This window comes from Curtobacterium sp. MEB011, assembly GCF_030209655.1.
Lineage (GTDB): Bacteria > Actinomycetota > Actinomycetes > Actinomycetales > Microbacteriaceae > Curtobacterium > Curtobacterium poinsettiae.
Genome location: NZ_JARVRN010000003.1, coordinates 261,066 through 277,688 on the forward strand (window position 1 = coordinate 261,066; position 16,623 = coordinate 277,688).

The window sequence follows — 16,623 nt, forward strand, 5'->3', positions numbered from 1 at the left end:
GATCCTCAGTGTGTCCGCAGACGATCACCACCCCGAAGCCGCTCATCGAGCGGCGTGCTCCCGGGCCTCCATGGCGTCCCAGGCGAAGCTCGCCAGCCAGTGGGTGGAGTAGTACTCCTCGCCCACGCTCGCCGCGAGCCCGGAGGTCAGCAGCCGGTCGGCCGCGTCGTCGAGCAGGTCCGCGATGCCGGTGTCGTCCGAGCTGCCGGCACGGAGTGCGTCCGCGATGCGCCGGGCCGATCCCGCCCGCGACAGGTCGAGCCCGAACAGGTGCACCTGCTGGGGGTCGTTCTCGTCGCGCACCACCGTCGACCGCAGGATCGCGTCGCCCGGCTGCACCGCGGCGAAGAAGCCACGGGCCCACGTCGCGAACTCCGCAGCGGGCAGCACCGCACGCATCAGGTCGGCTTCGGCGAGACCGGCGGACAGGAAGTCGTGCCCACTCCGCTCCCAGGCGAACGGCCACCCGGCGTCCGCGCCGAACCAGTCCCGTGCTGCCCCCTCGACCGCTGCCGCCAGGGCCGGACGGTCGAGTGACCGGGCGGCCTCGAGCACGAGCAGCAGCCCGAACGCCGAGTTCGAGTGCACGCCGTGCCGGACCGGGTGCGCGGCGCCGTCGATCCACCGGACGACCAGGTCTTCGAGGACGTCGACGACGGGCGCGAACCCCGGTGCCAGTGCCCGGACGGCGGGCGCCTCGGATGCCGACACCTCGGCGGCCAGCCGTGCGAGCCAGGCCCAGCCGTAGGGGCGCTCGTAGTGCGGTGTCTCGCGCAGGTAAGCGGCCTCGGTCGCCAGGTGATCCGTCGTGAGGTGCGCCTGCAGGATCGAGGTGAGCCGGGCCTCCAGGTCGGTGGGCAGGCCGTGCGCGACCAGGCGCGCCGCGAGCCAGTGCATGTGCACCGACGAGTGCCAGTCGTACGACGTGGCGAAGGCGGGGTGGAGCTCGACGGGCAGTGCCCGGTCGTCCGGCCCGGACGTCGCGTGGTGCGCGGCGTACGGGTACTCACGGGTCGTGTTGTCCGCGGCGACGGCCGCGAAGCGGTCGGCCCAGGCCGCCCGGGTCAGGTCGATCGGGGCGGCATCAGAATGGGACAAGGTACATGACTCCCATGTTGACGACGAGCAGGATGGCGGCGGTGGGGATCTGCGCCTTGATCGGGCCGTACTTGTCCCGCATCTCGAGCAGGGCAGCCGGCACCAGGTTGAAGTTCGCGGCCATCGGGGTGACGAGCGTGCCGCAGAAGCCGGCGAGCATGCCGATCGCAAAGATCGCGGCCGGGTTGCCGTCGAAGCCCTGCACCAGGACGGGCCAGCCGATCGCGGCCGTCATGATCGGGAACGCGGCGAACGCGTTGCCCATGATGATCGTGAACAGGGCCATGCCCAGGCAGTAGATGACCACTGCGGCGAGCAATGAGCCGTCGGGGAGGACCGACTTGATGATCGTGCCGACCGCGTCGCCGACCCCCGCCTGGGTGAAGACGATGCCGAGGGTCGAGAGCATCTGCGGCAGCAGCGCCGCCCAGCCGATCGCCTGCAGGAGCCGACCGCCCTCGCGGATCGGGGTGGCGATCTTCGGCGGGCGCAGGACGAACACGGCCACGACCACGGCGAGGACCGAGCCGATGCCCAAGCCGGTCAGGGTCGCGCTCCCCTCGGCCAGCAGCGGTTCGCCGCCGAACGAGACGAGCGGGCCGAGCGTCGCGACCAGCACGGCGACCACGGGCACCACCAGGGCCGGGATGAAGAGCCGGTTGCCGTACTTCGTCGCGAACGCGGCACGCTCGTCCGGGCTGGTGGTGGCGAGCACACTCGTGCTGCCGCTGCCGCTGCCCGCGCTCGTGATCTTCTGCGTCACGCCGGTGGGTTCGGCGGGGCCGGTCTCCGCACCGGTACCGGCGCCGGGGATGCTCGCGACCCGGGTGCGGCTGGTCGTGCCGGTGAAGCCGAGTCCGGCGAGCGCGACCATCACGAGGACGGCGATGCCGAGCGTCCACGCCGGGATGCTGCCAGCGGCGACGAACGTGCCGGCGAAGAACGACAGGCCGAGGATGCCCCAGAACGCGGCGTTGCCGACGCGCTTCGCGTGCGCGGTGTCGGTGACGATCAGGACGGCGACGGCGATGAAGAACGCGCCGATGAGCCAGTAGAGCCATTCGCTGGTGATCACGCTGCGGCCCCCAGGGTCGGAGCGTCGGCACGGGCGTCCGCCGCCATCTTGTCGAGTCGGCGGTCGAACAGCAGCAGGCGTCCGCCATGGACGATCAGCGCCGCGATGCCCGTCGGGATCGCCCACAGGGCCAGGTCGATCGGTTCCAGCGACAGCCCGTAGGTCGCGTCGACGAACGTCGTGATGAGCAGGATGGAGCCGACCGCGACGAAGACGTCCTCGCCGAAGAACACCCCGACGGTGTCGGACGAGGCCGAGTAGCCCTTGATCTTCTCGCGCATGCGGTCGTCGATCCGCCCGTACTTCTTCGTCGCCGCACCCTCGGCCATCGGGTAGACCAGCGGGCGGACGGTCTGCGCCGGGCCACCGATGCTGGTCAGGCCGACCGCCGCGGTGACCTGCCGGATCACCAGGTAGCCGGCGAGCAGACGACCCGTCGTGAGCTTGTCGAGCTTCGCGATCAGACGCTTCGCCTGGTCCTGCAGGCCGTAGCGCTCGATCAGGCCGATGACGGGCAGGACGAGCGCGAAGGTCGTGACGGACCGGCTCGAGGCGAACCCGTTGCCGAACGCGTCGAGGATGCCGACGGGACCGATCCCGCCGATGGCCGCGGTCACGATGCCCGCGACCGTGACGACGAGGAGCGCGTTGACGCGCAACGCGAAGCCGACGATGACGACGGCGACGCCGATGAGGACGAACATGCGGGACAGTCTGGACCGCATTGTTCAACAATCGCAAGAGCCGGTTCTGCTCTGTAACACGCCCTTCACAAACGCCGCCCGTGCCAGGATCGGTGCCATGACCCGAACCGTCGGCGGCGCTGACTCCACGGCCACGCGGTTGCGCACCATGATCGCGTCGGGCGACTTCTCCCCCGGGGCGCAGCTGTCCGAGGAGCGGTTGAGCGATCAGCTCGGGGTGTCGCGGAACACCCTGCGCGAGGCCTTCCGGCTGCTCGCCCGCGACCGACTGGTCGAGCACGTGTTCAACCGCGGGGTGTTCGTCCGACGCCTCTCCGCCGCCGACGTCACCGATCTCTACGCGGCCCGGCGGGTTCTCGAGGAAGCCGCCGTGCGTGCCTGCTCCCCCGACTCGCCAGCCCTCGCCGCGGCCGCCGCAGCGGTCGCGGACGCCCGGGCCGCAGCAGCCGCGGGCGACTGGGGCGCCGTCGGCACCGCCGACATCCGGTTCCACACCGAACTCGTGCGCGCGGTGCCGAGCGAGCGGATCCACGCCCTGATGGACGGCCTGCTCGCCGAGATGCGACTCGCGTTCCTGACCACCGCGGACCCGGCGTCGTTCCACGCCGACTTCGTCGAACGCAACGACGCGATCGTGTCCGCGTTGCGCGGTGGCGACCAGGACGCCGCCTCGGCACTGCTCGCGGACTACCTCGACGACGCGGAGCGGACGCTGCGGGTCGCCGCCGGCGCAACCGGCTGAGGGACGGACAGGAGGCCCGGTGCGGCTCCGCCCCGCACCTTCCGCCCGGCGGCGCTAGCGCTGGTACCGGCCGAGTCCGAGCTTCTTGTCACGCAGCGAGACCGCGAGCGTGACGCTGCCGAGAACGATCCAGACGGCGGCCAGGACCGCGCGCCAGACGGCGGGATCGAGGATCGCGAGGACCACCCAGACGATCCCGAGCGCGAGCCACGCCACACCGACCGAGATGCTCGGCCGTCCGAAGACGGCACGGTAAGCCCGGTTCTCGTTGCTCATGCGCCGAGCGTACGCCCGGCTCGTCGGCGGGCAACCCTCGAGGACCGATGGATCAGGACTTCCCGCCGAGCAGCGCCGTGACCGCGTCCACCACGACCTGGCGACGTCGCGGTGGCGTCACGGCCTGCACGAGCGGCTCGTACTCCGGAGCGGTCGCGCTCCAGAACGCCGCGGTGTGCAGGACGAGCCCGAGGAGCACCGCCGGACGGAACGCCCGCGGCAGGACCCCGGCGCGCTGGGCGTGCTCGACCTCGGCCACCGCGTCGGCGTAGCTCGTCGCGACGGACTCGAGCGGGATGTCGGCACGCTCGAGCCGGTGCCACGTCGCGAGCCGCTGGGCCCAGGGGCGACGGACGTACGAGTCGTGCACCCCGCCGGCCCAGGCGGCCAGGTCGGCGGTGTCGAGCGGGGCGTCGGCGAACGTCTCGGTCATGGTCTCCGCGACGAGGGCGTCGAACAGGCCCTCCTTGCTGCCGAAGTAGTGGAAGACCTGCGCCTTGTTGCTCGACGCCGCCGCGCCGATCCGTTCGACCCTGCCGGCGGCCAGTCCGACCGCGGCGAACTCGTCCCGCGCGGCGAGCAGGAGTCGTGCGCGCATCGCGTCGGCAGCAGGGGGCGTGAATCGGGCCATGGCGACCACCGTACCGATCACGCGGCCCGCGACGCGGGTGCGACCGTCGCTCAGGGCACCTGATCCCCCGAACCTAGGATGAGCGAGTGACCCTCCGACTCCACGACCTGGACCTGCGGGGCTTCGCCTCGGACAACTACGCCGGCGTGCACCCCGAGATCCTCGCGGCCATCGCCGAGGCCAACGACGGCCACCAGACCGCGTACGGCGAGGACGTCTACACGGCGCGTCTCCACGAGGTGGTCCGGCAGCACTTCGGGTCGCAGGCCGAAGCGTTCCCGGTGTTCAACGGGACCGGCGCGAACGTCGTCGGCCTGCAGTCGATGCTGCCGCGTTGGGGTGCGGTGGTGTGCACCTCGACCGCGCACATCCACACCGACGAGGCCGGAGCACCCGAGCGCATCGGGGGCATCAAGCTGCTGACGGTCGATGCACCGGACGGCAAGCTCACCCCCGAGCGCATCGACCGGCAGGCCTGGGGCTGGGGCAACGAGCACCGTGCGCAGCCGCTCGTCGTGTCGATCACCCAGACCACCGAGCTCGGCACCGCCTACACGGTGGACGAGATCCGGACGATCGCCGACCACGTGCACTCGCTCGGCATGACGCTGCACATGGACGGCGCTCGCATCTCGAACGCCGCGGCATCGCTCGGGGTGCCCCTGCGCGACTTCACCACCGACGCCGGCGTCGACGTGCTGAGCTTCGGCGGGACGAAGAACGGCATGCTCTACGGCGAGGCGATCGTCGTGCTGAACCCCTCGGCCTCCGAGGGGTTGCACTACCTGCGCAAGATGAACATGCAGCTCTCGTCGAAGATGCGGTTCGTCTCCGCCCAGCTCGTCGCCCTGCTCAGCGATGACCTGTACCTGCGCTCCGCCGGGCACGCCAACGCGATGGCCGCCCGCCTGCGCGGTGCACTCGAGGCCGGCATCGCCGACGGCAGCATCCGAGGTGTCGGCTTCAGCCAGCAGACCCAGTCGAACGGGGTCTTCGCGACCCTGCCCGCCGGCGTGGCCGACCGGCTGCGGGAGCACTTCCGGTTCTACGACTGGGACGCCAGCCGCAACGAGGTGCGGTGGATGTGCGCGTACGACACCTCGGAGCAGGACGTCGACGACTTCGTCGCAGCCCTGACGCGCGAGCTCGACGCCGCCTGAGCCGGCCCGGCGCACTCCGGCGCGGCGGTCAGATCACCCGAACGGGATGACCCGCACCACGATCGCCACCACGAGCATCGCCATCGCGACCACGGCGGCCCGCCACAGCACCTTCTTGTGGTGGTCGCCGAGGTTCACGTTGGCGAGCGACACCAGCAGCAGGATCGCGGGGACGAGCGGGCTCTGCATGTGCACGGGTTGCCCGACGACCGAGGCGCGGGCCATCTCCGCCGGTGTGATCCCGTACGCCGAAGCGCTCTCGGACAGCACCGGCAGGATCCCGAAGTAGAACGCGTCGTTGCTCATGAAGAACGTCAGCGGCATGCTCAGGATGCCGGTGATGCCCGCCAGGTACGGGCCCATCGAGTCCGGGATGACCGCAACGAGCCAGTCGGCCATCGCAGCGACCATCCCGGTGCCGTCGAGCACCCCGATCAGCACCCCGGCGGCGAACACCATCGACACCACGCCGACGATGCTCGGGGCGTGCGCGACGATCTGCGCGGTCTGCTGCTTGAGCTGCGGGAAGTTCACGAGCAGGGCGATCGCCGTGCCGATCATGAACACGAAGTGCAGCGGCAGCAGGCCCATCACGAGCGCCACCATCACGGCGACGGTCAGTGCCAGGTTGAACCAGATGCGCTTCGGGCGCAGGGTCGGACGGTTCGGGTCGAGCATCGTCTCGGCCATCGTGCCGGTGCCCGCGCCCTCGTCCGTCGCACCGGTTCCGTCCACGCCGTCGCCGTCCGCACGTCGGCCGTCGGCCTTCCCGCCGCGCAGCCCGAGCGCGACCGTGGGGCTCGTGAACATCCCGCCGCCGGTCCCGCCGACCGCCGCGAGCACGCGCGACCCGGCCCGGGCGTTCGCGCGCTCCGGCACCCCTGCACCCCGCGAGGCCTCGGTGAACTCGATCAGCCCGAGGCGCTTCCGCTCCCGCAGCCCCATCGTCCAGGCGAACGTGAAGCACAGCAGCAGCCCCACCACGAGCGACGGCACGAGCGGGACGAAGATGTCCGTCGGGTCGATCTTCAGTGCAGCGGCGGCCCGGGCGGTGGGACCACCCCACGGCACGATGTTGAGCGTGCCGTTCGTCAGACCGGCGACGCACGTCATCACGACCGGGCTCATGCCGAGCTTCAGGTAGATGGGCAACATCGCCGCGGTCACCACGATGAACGTCGTCGAGCCGTCCCCGTCGAGCGAGACCGCGCCCGCCAGCAGGGCCGTCCCGAGCACGATCTTCGCCGGGTCGTTGCCGGTCACCCGCAGGATGAACCGGACGAGGGGGTCGAACAGGCCGACGTCGATCATCAGCCCGAAGTACATGATCGCGAACATCAGGAGCGCAGCCGTCGGCGCCAGGGTGCCGATCGCCTCGGTCACCATGTCGCCGAGTCCCAGGCCCGCCCCCGCGAACAGGCCGAACACGGTCGGCACGATGATCAGCGCGAGCATGGGCGACATGCGCTTGGTCATGATCAGGACCATGAAGGTCAGGACCATCGCGTACCCGAGGATGACGAGCATCAGGACTCCTTCGTCCGTGTCTGGCGGTCCGGGCACGCTACGACCCGGCCTGGAGGCGCGGCGCGCTTCTGCACATTGGCGCACCATCGCGCGTTGACCGCATTCTGCGCATTGTGCGCAAGCAGGTCGGCGCACCCTCCGTACGCTGGGGTCGTGACCGACGACCGTTCACGGCGCCCCAGGCTCCGCTTCGCCACCCAGGTGCTCGTCCTGCAGCTCGCCGTGGTCGTCGCCGTCGTCGCCCTGACCAGTGCCGTGTTCGTCCGGATCGAGGTCACCCGGCTCGAGCGCGCTGCCGAGGGGACCGCACTGGCGATCGCGCAGAGCGTCGCCGCCCAGTCCGACGTCCGGGCCGCGGTCGCCCGGCTCAGCGTCGACGGCACCGACCTCGACCGAGCGACCCTCGCCGACGGGCCCGTCCAGCGTGCTGCCCTTGCCGCCCAGCGCCGGACCGGGGCGCTCTTCGTCGTGGTCACCGACGACCGGGGTGTCCGGCTGGCCCACCCCGACGTCGACCGCATCGGCGAGATGGTGAGCACCTCCCCCGACGCCGCACTCGCCGGACGCGAGACCGTGTCCTGGGCCCGCGGCACGCTCGGCGAGTCGGCGCGGGCGAAGGTGCCCGTCTCCGCACCCGCAGCCGGCGGGGCGGGGACGACCCGCGCCTCCCGGCAGTCCACCGTCGTCGGCGAGGTGAGCGTCGGGTTCACCCGGGCACGCGTCTACGACACCCTGGTCGAGGACAGCATGCCGGTGATCGGTGCCGGGCTGGCGGCGGTCCTGCTCGCGCTGATCGCGTCGGTGCTGATCCGACGCAGGTTGGTGCGGCTGACGCTCGGGCTGCAGCCGGAGGAGCTCGTGACGCTCGTGCAGAACCAGCAGGCCGTGCTCGGCGGGGTCGGTGAAGGCGTCATCGCGATCGGCCCGTCGGGGGACGTCACCGTCTGCAACCCCGAAGCCGTGCAGTTGCTCGGGCTGGCGGACCCGGTCGGGCAGCCGGTGGGTTCCCTCGACCTGCCCGCGCCGCTCGGGTCGATGCTCGACGGGGGTTCCACGGCTCCGGCGAGCGCCACGATCGTCGCCGGGCACCGGGTGCTGCTCGTCGACGTCCGCACCGTGTCCCGCGACGGACGCGACCTGGGCCGGGTCGCTGTCCTGCGCGACCGCACCGACGTCGAGGCCCTGACCCGGCGGCTCGACGCCGTCGGAGCGATGAGCACAGCGCTCCGGGCGCAACGCCACGAGTTCGCGAACCGACTGCACGCGATCTCGGGGCTGCTCGACATCGGCGAGACCGCACGGGCGCGGGCGTACCTGGCGGACGTGCAGGAGCGCGGACCGCTGCGCTACCCGGTGCAGCACGCCGACCGGTTGACCGAGCCGTACCTGCAGGCGTTCCTCGGGGCGAAGGGCGTCGAGGCCGCCGAGCGCGGGGTGCTGCTGCGGGTCGGGGCGGAGACGCTCGTGCAGGGGACGATCACCGAGCCGGGCGACGTCACGACCGTGCTCGGCAACCTGGTGGACAACGCGGTGACGGCGGCCCTCCGCGGGGACGAGCGCACGCGTGACGGGGGCTCCCCGTGGGTGGAGGTCGAGGTGCTCGACGACGGCACGACCCTGCACCTGTCGGTGATGGACTCCGGGCCGGGGGTGCCGGACGGTGCCGCGGACTCGCTGTTCGTCCGAAGTGCGGCGACCGCCGCGTCCGGGGACGTCGCGCAGGTGCACGGGCTCGGGATCGGACTGCCGTTGTCGCGGGAGATCGCCCGGCGGCACGGTGGCGACGTGTGGCTCGCCTCCCCCGGCGGCGACGACCACGGCGCGGTGTTCTGCGCCCGACTGGAAGGAGTGGTGTCGTGAGTTCCGTGTTCACCGTGCTGGTGGTCGACGACGACTTCCACGTCGCAGACCTGCACCGGCGGCAGGTCGACCAGGTACCGGGCTTCCGGGCGCTCGAACCCGTCGGGACCCTCGCGGGTGCTCGCTCCGCGCTGTCGGGCGGAGCCGTGGACCTGGTGCTCGTCGACGTGTACCTGCCCGACGGCAGCGGCCTCGACCTGCTGCGGTCGATCGACACCGGCGCCGACGCCTTCGTGCTGAGCGCGGCCTCGGACTCCGGCACCGTGCGCCGGGCGATGCGGAGCGGAGCGCTCGCCTACCTGATCAAGCCCTTCGCAGCCGGGGTGCTGGCCGAGCGGCTGCAGGCGTACGCGCGGTCGCGGAACGTGCTCGACGAGCGGTCGACGCTCGACCAGGAAGCCGTCGAGCGGGCGTTCCGGATCCTGCACGCCGGGGACAGCGGTGGGGCGTCGCCGTCCCGGGCGGCCACTGCTGCGCTGGTGCTCGAGCAGCTCGTCGCCGGTGAAGAACGATCGGCCGCCGAGGTCGCTGCGGCGATCGGGGTCTCGCGGGCGACGGCGCAGCGGTACCTGGCGCAGCTCACGGCCGACGGGACGGTGGCGATGCAGTTGCGGTACGGGGCTGCGGGGCGGCCGGAGCACCGGTACGTGCGGCGGTGAGTCAGCCGTTCCGAAGACTGCGCCGTGGCACCATCGGTGGATGACCGACGCTGCGCGATCCGACACCAGGACTGATCCGTTCCCCTCGGGGACTCCCGTTGCGCTCCGGAGCCTCAACGACTTCGGCGAGCGCGGCGAAGCGGTCGGCTTCGCGGTCGCCGGCCGGGTCCTGGTGGACGACGACGAGCTCGCGGTGGTCGCCACGACGGTCGGCTCGGCCGTCCGACGACGAGCGGGCGTCGGGAGCGGCCCCAACGGACGCCTCGTGCTTCCCGAGGACTGGGACGGCTCCTACGTCGACGACCGGTGGGTCGGCTCCAGCGTCGTCCGCGTCCATCAGAAGGGAACGCGCTGGTCCGTCTGGCGTTGGCACGACGGGTCGGACTGGCTTCCCGACTGGTACGTCAACCTCGAGCTGCCGTGGGTGCGGACGCCGATCGGGTTCGACAGTCAGGACTGGACACTCGACGTGGTGGCGACCACCGAACCCGACGGTTCGTGGTCCGTCCGGTACAAGGACGAAGACGAGCTCGAGTTCTACGCGGCCGGCGGGTACTGGCCGGCGGCGATGCGGGCGATCATCGAGCGCGCTGGCGAAGAAGCCACCGAACTCGCGGTCGCGCAGCGCTTCCCGTTCGACACCGATTGGTCCGGCTGGGTGCCCGACCCGGCGTGGGGCACGACTGCGCTCCCCCAGGAGTGGAGCGCCGTGCAGTGATCCGCGGAGTCGGTGCAGCGTTGCACAGCCTCCTACGCTCGCTGTCGTGAGCGAGTTCGTCCGGTACCAGAGCGCCGTTCCCAACCGTCGCGGGCGGTTCCCGGGGGTCCTCGCCCTCGCCAACGGTCTGCAGCGGGACGGCAGGCTCAGCGACGCCGAGACCAGGTGGCTCCGAGAAGCGAACCTGCACGCGACCGCGATGTACACGGACCCGACGACGGTGCAGACCCACTGCTACGACGAGACCCGCAACCCCGGGGCCCGGGCCTGGTTCGCCGCCGACGCCGTCGAGCTGCTCGAGATGGTCGGCCCGTACCTGGAACTCCTCGACCGTCACGGGATCCCGTGGATGCAGCTCGTGACCCGCTCGCCGGGTCGGATCGTCTACCGGGACGCGGTCCAGGTCGTCGCGGTGCCACACACGCACGCTGACGCCTGGCCCTTCCGGCCGACACGGGAGGGGCGGACGCCCTAGCCCTGTCCCTGGTCCGTGAGCCGCCATCCGGACGCCGTCTTCGTGAAGCAGAAGCTCCACGTGCGCGTCCCGTTCATCGGCTCCGATTCCTCCGACGCTCGACTCGTCACCGTCGTGTCGACGCAGGACTCCGTCGTGTGGCCGGGGTTGAACGGCACCGATTCCGCCTTGTCCGCGACGGTGTACTTCCGCAGCGTCGGGTTCCGGCACCACGCCCACGTGCTGTCGAGCGTCAACGCCTTCGTCACGTCACACCGTTGCGCCTCGGCCGCAGCGAGGTACGCCTTCGTCACCTCGACCGGAGACGCTGACGACGGCGGCAGGTCGGGCGAGCTGCACCCGGTCATCAGCGCCAGCCCAGCTGTCACCATGATGGTCGTAGCGAGGGTGCGCGTCAGGAGCGGCGAACGCCCCGGCAGCCTGCTCGTCCGCACCTGCACCCCTCACACTGCCGCCGACGGTCCGACGGTCCGGCGGTCTCGGCAAGCGAAGCGCACGACCTCGCACCAGCGCAATGAGTACCCCCACAGCCGCGCTGCCCACTTCTCGCCGACTCAACCCCTTGCGTATTTCACCGTATACCGGCAGGTTGGACTCGTGCGACGCAGCGGGTGCACTGCAAGTCCGCTTGAGCGCGCAACGACCCCGGAAGGAGACCGCACATGATCGCCATCGAGATCGTCGCCGCCGCGCTAACCGTCGTCCTAGTCGCCTTGCCGGCGCGCGGCGTCATCGGCAGGAACGGGATCGCCGGCATCCGCACCAGGGCAACCATGCGCAGCGACGAGAACTGGCTCCTCGGCCACCGCGCAGCGGTCGTCCCGACGAGCATCGCCGGTGGCGCGACGGTGGTCGTGGGCCTGGTCTCCGTCGGACTCGGACGCGCCGACGACGTTCCCGCGTTCGTCGCCTGCGCCGTCACCCTCGTCGGCGGGGCGCTCTGGAGCGTGGTCGCCGCAGGCCGCGCGACCAGATGACGGACAGGAGGCGCGGGGCGGCGCCGCAAGCGGCCTCCAGACCGTCAGGTGGTCCCGTGACGATCTGCACCCGCGCGGGCATCTCGGGGCGCAGCACCGTCGGGCCGGACACCCCGGTGTGTTGATTCGACTCCATGGCGACCTGGGGGAAGTCGGGGACACAGCGCTTCGCAGCAGTGGCATCGGGGAGTTCGAGCCGCGGAAGACGTCGTCGGCTGCGGCGTGTGGTGTGGGTGCCGCTTGCGATCGGCTGCGCAGTCCTCACGCTCGCAGGATGCGCCGAAGACGAGCCCCCGGCCGTCTACCCAGACGTCCGGTGGGTTGGCGCAGCACCATCGGGGCCGCTCGAGAAGGACCCCTGGGTACGAGCAGTCCGCGCAGAGCTCGAAGCGGAGGCTGTGGCGCGCAACCGGAACGACTTCAGCATCCCCGAACTCGCTCACAGCGCGACGCCTTCCTACATCGATCGCCTCGCCAGCGTGGCGATGGAGACGCTCCGCCAGAACCACGACACCGACCTCTTCGCCGGCCCCTGGCCGTTCGCACCCACAGAGGTCGAACTGGGCAACGGGAACAACGGTGAGGACGTGGCAGCTGTCCGCGGCTGCAAGGCGCGCAACTGGACCATGACCCCGGGGCGATCGCTCGGCAGCCTCGATGCCGGGTACGGAGTCGAGTACCGGCTCGAACGTGATGGCAACGGAGTGGTGCGAGTCGATTCGATCGCCGGGCTCCCGAACTGCGATGGTCGTGTTCCGCTCCGCGTGGCGATGTTCGATCCGGTGCCCGAGCCGTCGTCAGTGACCGATGTGAATGAACTCGTCAGGCCTGACGGAACGACCGTCGGGCGACCTCGACGATAGCCGCGGAACGCATGCCCGCACGGGCGGCCTCTGGGCGGGAGGCGAACACGTCGATCGCCTCGACGACGCGGTCGAACCGCCTCGACCGGCCGGTACGAGCACCCGACAGCCGCGTGCTCGACGTCACGTGCGGTCAGACAGACCGAGGCCCGGGTCGGCGATCGGCTGGAGGTGAGAGGATTCGCTCGCGTCCGCACTGCCGCGGCGTCCACGACTTGCGTGTCGTGCGCGGATATCGATTTCAAACAAGACCGAGTCGGCCTTGCTGTGAGGTGGTCCCAGTGGTCTTGTTGGAAGCGGAACGTGCAGGCGCCCTGCGGCGCGAGCTGGAAGCCGCCCGTGCGGACGGCCACGCGCGCACACGGCTGGAACCGTTCCCGAGCCGCGCGGGCGCACGGTGGCTGCTCCGGCTCGCGTTCGCCGTCCCGTTCCTGATCCTCGCCGTCGTCAGCGCCGACCCCACCGTGGCCGACGTCACCGTCAACCGCTCCGTCGTGGACCACGTCGCGACACTGAGTTGGGACCGGGCGGACGTCTCGTGGCTCAGTGAGCTCTACCCGCCGCTGGGCACGGTCCTGGTGCGGCTCATCCCCGGTGGCGCCGCCGGCCTCGCGGCGGCCGGGGCCCTGGTCGCCGGGATCCTGCTGCAGCAGTTGCTCGAGGCCATGGTCCAGCGACGCTTCCCCTGGTGGAAGAGCACGGTCTTCCTCGTCGCGATCGGCGCGAACCCGCTCTTCGCGTACACCGCCACGGGCAACTTCGAAGCGCTCCTCGGCATCGCACTGTTCGGGATCGGCGCGATCAACATGGTCCGCTTCGTCTCCAGCCGGAACACCAAGGCAGGCTTCGAGTCCGGGATCCTCTTCATGCTCGCGGCGTTGGCGGATGCTTCGGGGCTCGTCCTCGTCGTCGCGGCGGCGATCACCGCCCCACTGCTCTCCGTCGCCCGGCGGAGCGAGTCGGGGGCGCGATGGTCGAACGTGCTCATCGTGCTGTTCCCGACGATCGCGGTCTTCGGGGCGGTGATGTTCCTCGAGGCGCTGTTCGGACGGAACCCGTTGCTGGTGTTCCAGAACGCCGTCCACTACGACCCCGCGCTCTGGGCGCTCGTCCCGGAGCTCGTCACGACACTCAACGGGCTGCTCATCCTCGCCCCGGTCGTGAGTGGTTGCGCCCTGGCGCTGCTGAGCCGGCGCCCCGGCTCGGTCCTGATCTCGGTGTTCGTCTTCGGGGCACTGATCATCGGCTACGTGGGCGGCCTCATCCCGGTGAACTCCGCGGGCAACGTGTTCCTCATCATGACGATGATGGGCATCGCCGTGGTCCCCGCCGCCCGGACCACCCGGGTGAGTGGCCTGATCGCTGCCGTGGGCGCAGCGCAGATCGTGATCGCGTGGGCGGCTGCGTTCAACCGGCCGATCACGCTGCAGTGGATGGCCGCCATCGGTGCATCGCTCGGGTGGTGGTGACGCGTGACGACCCCGCACCCTTCCGGGCTCGGCCGGCACACGGCCACGTCCCGACCCGACGAGCTCACCGAACTCGAGGCCTCCGGGATCGACCCGGCGTTGCAGCGCCCCGGATCCGGACAGCGGTACCTCGCCGAGGACTGGATGCCGGTGCGCGTGCTGCAGGACGGCAGCATCCTCGTCCTCACCTCCGGCCGAGCCGACGACGCCACCCTCGGCGATGCGCTGTCCGAGGAGCTCGGGGCTCCGGTCACGTTCGTCTCGGTCGACAGCTGGACGCTCCGCCGTGCCGTGCTGAGCCAGTTCCACGGGGCCGTGGCCGATGCCGCTGCGAACGAACTCCACGACCGGAACCCGACGCTCTCCGCCCGCGTCGTCTTCTCGCGGTCGCAGAAGGCCTCGGGCATCGTCCTCGCCGTGATCGCCGTGGCGTGCGGCATCATCTGGCCGGTCCAGACCGCGATCGCAGCGCTGATCGCAGCCAGCCTCGTGTTCCTCGCCGGGACGGGCTTCAAGTTCGTCGTCGCCACGCAGGGAGCCCGCTACGACGTCGTCGAACGGATCACCGACACCGAGGTCTCTGCCCTGGACGACGCCGACCTCCCCGGCTACACCGTCCTGGTCCCGGTGTTCCGCGAAGCGAACATCGTCGCCCAGCTGATCGACAACCTCGGCGGCCTGGACTACCCCGTGCACAAGCTCGAGGTCATCATCCTGACCGAGGAAGAGGACCAGGAGACACGGGACGCGATCGCCGCGGCGAACCCACCACCGCACTTCCGCGTCATCACCGTGCCGAAGGGGCACCCGCAGACAAAGCCACGTGCGTGCAACGTCGGACTCTACGTCGCGACCGGCGAGTACCTCGTGATCTACGACGCCGAGGACACACCAGACCCCGACCAGCTGAAGAAGGCACTGATCGCGTTCGAGCGCGGTGGCGAGGCCACGGTGTGCGTGCAGGCGGCACTGAACTACTTCAACGCCCGCGAGAACGTCCTCACCCGCATGTTCACGCTGGAGTACTCGTACTGGTTCGACTACATGCTGGCCGGTCTGGACCACGCGTCCCTGCCGATCCCCCTGGGCGGCACGTCGAACCACTTCCGCACGGCGTCGCTCATCGAGCTCGGCGGCTGGGACCCCTACAACGTGACCGAGGACGCCGACCTCGGCATCCGGGCGAGCGCAGTCGGGTACCGGGTGGGTGTCATCAACTCCACCACGATGGAGGAGGCCAACACCTCGGTGCCGAACTTCATCCGGCAGCGGTCCCGGTGGATCAAGGGCTACATGCAGACGAGCCTCGTCCACGCCCGTCGGCCGCTCGCACTCGTCCGTGAGATCGGAATCGTCCGGTTCGCGGCGTTCGTCCTGCTCATCGCAGGTACCCCGGCGACGTTCCTCTGCGTGCTGCCGTTCTACGCGCTCACCGTCGTCACGTTCTTCCTGCCGCGGGAGACCGTCGATGCGCTGTTCCCGGTGTGGGTGCTGTGGCTGTGCCTGTTCAACTTCCTGGTCGGCAACGCGATCATGATCTACCTGTCGATGATGGGCCCGTTCAAGCGCGGGACCTTCCACCTGATCCTCTGGTCGCTCCTCAACCCCGTGTACTGGACGCTGCACTCCATCGCCGCCTACAAGGCGCTCTGGCAGCTCCTGACCCGGCCGCACTACTGGGAGAAGACGGAGCACGGGCTGACGACACAGGGGCCTGCGGCGTGACGTCGTCCGACTCGGCGGGCTGTGCGCGAGGCCGTACAGGGCGGCGGTCACGGTCTGCGGCAGGCCCACGAACGGGAGGATGCAGCCCCTCCCCACTTGCGCCACACTTGCCACGACATGCGCACTCCGTTCCTCCACGCCCGCCACAGCCGTCGACGCAACACACTGGTCATCGCCGCCGCCGTCGTGACCCTCGTGTCACTCACGGCCTGTTCTGATCACCCGACGCCGGAGGAGAGCGACAAGGCGTCCTCCCGCTGGATGCAGGGCGTGCAGGACCGATGGGCCGGACAACCCGGCGGACTCGGCAGCGGTGCCGGCACCAACGATTCATCCAGCCGGCTCTCCCTCGGCACCGACGGAGCCGGGGACCGTGCGCGGATCCGCGTCTCGGTCACCTGCCAGGGTGACGAAACCGTGCAGATGGCCGTGTGGGCCGGACGCATCGGTGCGAACGGGTCGGAGACGGGCAAACGACTCACGTCACGCTCCGTCCACTGCGGACACGACGAGGACCTGTACGTGGTCACGTCGAGCGCTGCGATCACGATCGGCCCGACCGCTGGCGACGGCACCGTCGGCTGGTACGCGGCGGCCTACAGCGACCTCGCTGCGCGCACGCGCTGAGCGAGCACCGCAGCAGCGGAGCAGCTGTTCCTGCCAA

At 70.7% G+C, this 16,623-nt stretch carries 18 protein-coding genes; 11 read left to right on the plus strand and 7 right to left on the minus strand.

Annotated features, from left to right (window positions below; translation table 11 throughout):
* Positions 1-42: 42 nt before the first annotated feature.
* Genes QRN30_RS05275 through QRN30_RS05285 form a run of 3 tightly spaced genes read right to left on the minus strand, consistent with a single transcriptional unit; the run spans position 43 to position 2,877 of the window.
* Positions 43-1,098 (minus strand): DUF2891 family protein, encoded by a 1,056-nt coding sequence (locus QRN30_RS05275; protein WP_259552996.1) that lies wholly within the window; start codon positions 1,096-1,098, stop codon positions 43-45.
* A complete protein-coding gene (locus QRN30_RS05280; RefSeq protein ID WP_284760585.1) occupies positions 1,085-2,173 on the minus strand; it encodes a DUF979 domain-containing protein in 1,089 nt (362 codons plus the stop codon). The genes QRN30_RS05275 and QRN30_RS05280 overlap by 14 nt, the downstream gene beginning before the upstream one ends.
* Positions 2,170-2,877, minus strand: a complete 708-nt coding sequence (locus tag QRN30_RS05285) for a DUF969 domain-containing protein (RefSeq protein ID WP_017886865.1) — start codon at positions 2,875-2,877, stop codon at positions 2,170-2,172. Before QRN30_RS05285 ends, QRN30_RS05280 begins: the two co-directional genes overlap by 4 nt.
* A 97-nt stretch (positions 2,878-2,974) precedes the next feature.
* Between QRN30_RS05285 and QRN30_RS05290 the strand changes: the two genes are divergently transcribed.
* Positions 2,975-3,619 carry a GntR family transcriptional regulator gene (locus QRN30_RS05290; protein WP_214563396.1) on the plus strand — a complete coding sequence of 215 codons (645 nt, stop codon included), beginning with the start codon at positions 2,975-2,977 and terminating at the stop codon, positions 3,617-3,619.
* Between the two features lie 54 nt (positions 3,620-3,673).
* Here the strand turns inward: QRN30_RS05290 and QRN30_RS05295 are convergent, their stop codons facing one another.
* Together QRN30_RS05295 and QRN30_RS05300 are read right to left on the minus strand one after the other, a co-directional pair.
* The gene (locus QRN30_RS05295) at positions 3,674-3,895 is read right to left on the minus strand and encodes a hypothetical protein (protein ID WP_042540672.1); all 222 of its coding nucleotides are present in this window, start codon (positions 3,893-3,895) and stop codon (positions 3,674-3,676) included.
* 52 nt (positions 3,896-3,947) lie between these two features.
* Positions 3,948-4,526, minus strand: a complete 579-nt coding sequence (locus tag QRN30_RS05300; RefSeq protein ID WP_156463819.1) for a TetR/AcrR family transcriptional regulator — start codon at positions 4,524-4,526, stop codon at positions 3,948-3,950.
* 86 nt (positions 4,527-4,612) lie between these two features.
* Here QRN30_RS05300 and QRN30_RS05305 point away from each other — a divergent pair, with 86 nt between their 5' ends.
* Positions 4,613-5,686, plus strand: a complete 1,074-nt coding sequence (locus QRN30_RS05305) for a threonine aldolase family protein (RefSeq protein ID WP_284760586.1) — start codon at positions 4,613-4,615, stop codon at positions 5,684-5,686.
* Between the two features lie 33 nt (positions 5,687-5,719).
* Here QRN30_RS05305 and QRN30_RS05310 read toward each other — a convergent pair whose 3' ends face one another.
* Complete coding sequence (locus tag QRN30_RS05310; protein ID WP_056069962.1) at positions 5,720-7,213, minus strand: CitMHS family transporter; 1,494 nt, start codon at positions 7,211-7,213, stop codon at positions 5,720-5,722.
* 153 nt (positions 7,214-7,366) lie between these two features.
* Here QRN30_RS05310 and QRN30_RS05315 point away from each other — a divergent pair, with 153 nt between their 5' ends.
* Genes QRN30_RS05315 through QRN30_RS05330 form a run of 4 tightly spaced genes read left to right on the plus strand, consistent with a single transcriptional unit; the run spans position 7,367 to position 10,925 of the window.
* Positions 7,367-9,073, plus strand: a complete 1,707-nt coding sequence (locus QRN30_RS05315; protein ID WP_017886870.1) for a sensor histidine kinase — start codon at positions 7,367-7,369, stop codon at positions 9,071-9,073.
* Positions 9,070-9,732, plus strand: a complete 663-nt coding sequence (locus tag QRN30_RS05320) for a response regulator (protein ID WP_056069957.1) — start codon at positions 9,070-9,072, stop codon at positions 9,730-9,732. The genes QRN30_RS05315 and QRN30_RS05320 overlap by 4 nt, the downstream gene beginning before the upstream one ends.
* Positions 9,733-9,772: 40 nt before the next feature.
* Positions 9,773-10,450, plus strand: a complete 678-nt coding sequence (locus QRN30_RS05325; protein WP_017886872.1) for a ribonuclease FAU-1 family protein — start codon at positions 9,773-9,775, stop codon at positions 10,448-10,450.
* Between the two features lie 46 nt (positions 10,451-10,496).
* The gene (locus tag QRN30_RS05330) at positions 10,497-10,925 is read left to right on the plus strand and encodes a hypothetical protein (RefSeq protein WP_284760587.1); all 429 of its coding nucleotides are present in this window, start codon (positions 10,497-10,499) and stop codon (positions 10,923-10,925) included.
* Here QRN30_RS05330 and QRN30_RS05335 read toward each other — a convergent pair.
* Positions 10,922-11,296: a hypothetical protein gene (locus tag QRN30_RS05335; RefSeq protein WP_284760588.1), complete on the minus strand. Its 375-nt coding sequence runs from the start codon at positions 11,294-11,296 to the stop codon at positions 10,922-10,924. The two genes, QRN30_RS05330 and QRN30_RS05335, sit on opposite strands and share 4 nt — an antisense overlap.
* Before the next feature lie 291 nt (positions 11,297-11,587).
* Here QRN30_RS05335 and QRN30_RS05340 point away from each other — a divergent pair, with 291 nt between their 5' ends.
* The 5 genes from QRN30_RS05340 to QRN30_RS05360 all read left to right on the plus strand — a co-directional run bounded on the left by QRN30_RS05340 (position 11,588) and on the right by QRN30_RS05360 (position 16,586).
* Complete coding sequence (locus QRN30_RS05340) at positions 11,588-11,902, plus strand: SdpI family protein (RefSeq protein ID WP_017886875.1); 315 nt, start codon at positions 11,588-11,590, stop codon at positions 11,900-11,902.
* Positions 11,903-12,126: 224 nt separating this feature from the next.
* On the plus strand, positions 12,127-12,765 hold the full coding sequence (locus tag QRN30_RS05345; protein ID WP_284760589.1) for a hypothetical protein: 639 nt from the start codon (positions 12,127-12,129) through the stop codon (positions 12,763-12,765).
* Between the two features lie 281 nt (positions 12,766-13,046).
* The gene (locus QRN30_RS05350) at positions 13,047-14,234 is read left to right on the plus strand and encodes a hypothetical protein (RefSeq protein ID WP_284760590.1); all 1,188 of its coding nucleotides are present in this window, start codon (positions 13,047-13,049) and stop codon (positions 14,232-14,234) included.
* A 3-nt stretch (positions 14,235-14,237) separates the two neighbouring features.
* Complete coding sequence (locus QRN30_RS05355; protein WP_284760591.1) at positions 14,238-15,959, plus strand: glycosyltransferase; 1,722 nt, start codon at positions 14,238-14,240, stop codon at positions 15,957-15,959.
* 117 nt (positions 15,960-16,076) lie between these two features.
* Positions 16,077-16,586, plus strand: a complete 510-nt coding sequence (locus QRN30_RS05360; protein WP_042540690.1) for a hypothetical protein — start codon at positions 16,077-16,079, stop codon at positions 16,584-16,586.
* Positions 16,587-16,623: the final 37 nt, after the last annotated feature.